Raw genomic sequence first — 3306 nt, 5'->3', positions numbered from 1 at the left:
CGCGCCCGATGCTTGTTTCAGGGGGGGCGCGACCGCCAATGTCATTGGCTACAACCTCTATGCGCTGGGTGACCTCGACGGCGCACGCGCCGCCATCGATGCGGCACGCCGGGCGCATGAGCGAAGCGGCAGCCTGCTCGGCGTCACCATTGCCAATTGCTACATGGCCGTGATCGAGCGTTCGGCGGGCCGCTTGCCCGCCGCCGAGCGGCTGCTGCGCAACGCGATCATCGAGGCTCGGGCGCGGATCGGTGCAAACTCCTATGCCGAGGCCCTGGCCGGCACGCTGCTTGCGGAACTTGCCTATGAGACCAATGCGTCGGGCGAAGCGCTGACCCTGGTCGAGAATCTCGGACCGCAGATCGAGGGCGCGGCGGTCATCGTCTATCCCCTGGCCAGCGTGCCGACCTATGCCCGCGTGCTGCAGCTGACCGGTCGCACCGAAGCGGCACTGGATATGCTTGAGCGCGTCTATCAACGCGTACATGGCACGGTGTATCGCCGCCTGGCATCGATGATCGTGCATGACCGCATACGTGTGCTGCTCGACCAGAACCGTATTGCCGAGGCGCGTGCGCTGCTGGCCGAGCATCGGGGCGAAGGGACCGAGGCTTCGGTGGTCATCACTACCGCCAACGAGTTCGAGTTCTTTGCCGAGGGCCGCCTGCTGACGGCCGAGAAATCCTATGCCGCTGCCGCGGGGGTTTTCGACGCGCTGCTCGAGCGCACGAAAGACAGCGGGCGCATGCGCCGCCATATATTGGCGCTGATCCTGCGCGCCAAGGCGGCCAGCGCCTTCCACGACCAACGCGAGGCCGACCGCAATCTCCTCAATGCGTTGCGTCTCGCCCAACCCTCCGGCTTCATCCGCTCTTTCGTCGACGAGGGAAGGCCTGTTGTCGAAGGGTTGATGCGGCTGCGCGCGGCCCAGGCGAAGACCGATCCCGCACTGTCAGCCTATGCGTCGCGCATCATCGATGCCGCGCAGGCGATGCCTGTCGCGACGCGCAAGCTGGCCGCACCAGCCGCCGAGAAGGAACAGCTCACCCAGCGCGAGGCCGAACTGCTGCGCTATCTCACCGAGGGCATGTCCAACCGCGATATCGCCTTGGCGTTGTCGGTGAGCGAGACCACGGTGAAATGGCATCTGAAGAACATTTTCGGCAAGCTCGCGGTGACCAACCGGGTGCAGGCGGTGCGCGCCGCGCAAGGATCTGCAGGCGCCCATACCCCTCCGAAAGGAGGGGCATAGATAAGAGGCGCGACCCCACTTTCGGGTCGGGCCATCTGATCGTTAGCCTGCTAGCGTCACCTGGTTTTCAGAGGACGCTGCGCATGGCGACAGGCTACGTTTTTCACGAACAGCTGATGTGGCATGACACCGGCTCCAGCGCCGACATGATGCCGCCCGGCCGTTTCGTGGAACCCGGCCGGCATCTGGAATCCCCTGGCTCCAAGCGCCGGCTGAACAACCTCATCCAGGTCAGCGGCCTGTCGCGGCATCTGGTGCCGATCATCCCCGAGCCGGTCTCGGTCGACGACCTGTTGCGCGTGCACACGCAACGCCATGTCGACGATATTCGCATGCTCAGCGAACGCGGCTCCGGTTTCGCCGGGCCGCAGGCGCCGATCGGCCTCAACAGTTTTGACATCGCGCTGCTGTCGGCCGGGACCACCTATGCCGCGATGCGCGCCGTGCTGACCGGCCGCGTCGACAATGCCTATGCGCTGGCGCGGCCGCCGGGACACCATGCCGAGCCCGACCAGGCGATGGGCAACTGCCTGTTCTCCAACATTGGCGTCGCTGTCCGCCGGCTGCAGCATGAAGGCTTGCTCGGGCGCGCGGCGATAGTCGACTGGGATGTGCATCACGGCAACGGCACCGAGACGGTGTTCTATTCCGACCCGTCGGTTCTGACCATTTCCGTGCACCAGGACAATCTCTATCCGACCGGGCGCGGTGCGCTGGCCGACAACGGGAAAGATGCCGGCGAGGGCTTCAACATCAACATCCCGCTGCCGGCCGGCAGCGGCACCGGTGCTTATGAAGCGACTTTCGACCGCGTTGTCGCACCGGCACTGCGCGCCTACAGACCGGACCTCGTCATCGTCGCCTCCGGCTTCGATGCGTCCGGCTTCGATCCACTCGGCCGCATGATGCTCAACAGCGAATGCTTCAGGCGTCTCGCCGCGCGCATGGTTGCGCTGGCCGCCGAGACCTCGCAAGGGCGCCTGATGATGACCCATGAAGGCGGCTACTCCGAGGGCTATGTGCCGTTCTGCGGCCATGCCGTCATCGAGACGCTAGCCAATCACCGTACCGAAGTGGTCGACCCTTTGTCGGACCATATCGACGAATGGGCCGGGCAAGACCTGCAGCTTCATCAGGCCGCGGTGATCGATGCCGCCGAAGGCCTGCTCGCCGGCCTGCGCCAACGTCTCGCCAGTGCGGCTTGACGCGATGGATTTCGTCATCACCACGCTGCTCAATGCGCTGACGCTGATCAGTATCCTGATGCTGGTCGGGCTCGGGCTGGCGATCAGCTTCGGCCTGATGAACGTGACCAATTTGGCACATGGCGAGTTCGTCACCGTCGGCGCCTTCGCGGTCTATTTCGTCCAGAGCATGGGTGGCTCGTTCTGGCTAGGGCTGGCGGCTGCCCCCATCGCCGGCGCGGTGATCGGCTGCATCCTCGAATTCGCCATCATCCGCCATCTCTATTCCAGGCCGGTCTCAACTGTGCTTGCCACCTGGGGCGTCAGCCTGATCCTGCAGCAAGGGCTGGAACTGATCTTCGGTCTCGGCGCCAAGCCGGTGACGCCGCCTATCGAGGGCACGCTCGACCTCTTCTTCACCGTCTACCCGGCCTATCGGCTGATCCTGATCGGCATCGCCATGCTGACCTTGCTCGGCGTCATCCTGCTGATCAGCCGCACGTCCTTCGGTCTCGACATCCGCACCGTCATCCAGAACCGCGAAATGGCCGAGGGCGTCGGCATCAACACGCGGCGCACCTACGCCATCGCCTTCACCTTCGGCGCGGCCATCGCCGGGCTCGCCGGCGGACTGGTCGCGCCGCTGGCGATCGTGCTGCCGCAGATGGGGGTGAACTATCTCGCCAACGCCTTCTTCGTCGTCATTGTCGGCGGCGTCGGCTCGATCGGCGGCCTCGTCGCCGGCAGCGTCTTCGTCGGCGGGCTGACCAGCATCCTCAATTATCAGATCTCGCCGTCGCTGGCGCAGGCGGTCGTGCTGCTGGCGGCCATCGTCGCTGTCCGGCTTCGGCCCAACGGCCTGTTCAACGG

3 protein-coding genes are annotated in these 3306 nt (G+C 65.3%); all 3 read left to right on the top strand.

Features of this window, described 5'->3' with window-relative positions:
- Positions 1 to 1252 (top strand): LuxR C-terminal-related transcriptional regulator (locus tag ENZ74_RS26390; protein WP_164761224.1); only part of this gene is annotated, 1252 nt, incomplete at its 5' end.
- Positions 1253 to 1335: 83 nt separating this feature from the next.
- Entirely contained in the window at positions 1336 to 2457 is a 1122-nt protein-coding gene (locus tag ENZ74_RS26385; protein ID WP_013532992.1) for a class II histone deacetylase, read from the top strand.
- A partial coding sequence (locus ENZ74_RS26380; RefSeq protein ID WP_245471013.1) for a branched-chain amino acid ABC transporter permease occupies positions 2402 to 3306 on the top strand: 905 nt, incomplete at its 3' end. The genes ENZ74_RS26385 and ENZ74_RS26380, both read left to right, overlap by 56 nt.

Source organism: Mesorhizobium sp. M7A.F.Ca.CA.002.15.2.1, from assembly GCF_003998715.1.
Classification (GTDB): domain Bacteria; phylum Pseudomonadota; class Alphaproteobacteria; order Rhizobiales; family Rhizobiaceae; genus Mesorhizobium; species Mesorhizobium ciceri.
Note: the sequence above shows the minus strand (reverse complement) of the source record. Positions and strands in the feature narration are given on the sequence as shown.

Bases quoted from the DNA above. Each gene is read 5' to 3' on its own strand.
- ENZ74_RS26385 (WP_013532992.1), top strand. From the start codon at position 1,336: ATGGCGACAGGCTACGTTTTTCACGAACAGCTGATGTGGCATGACACC.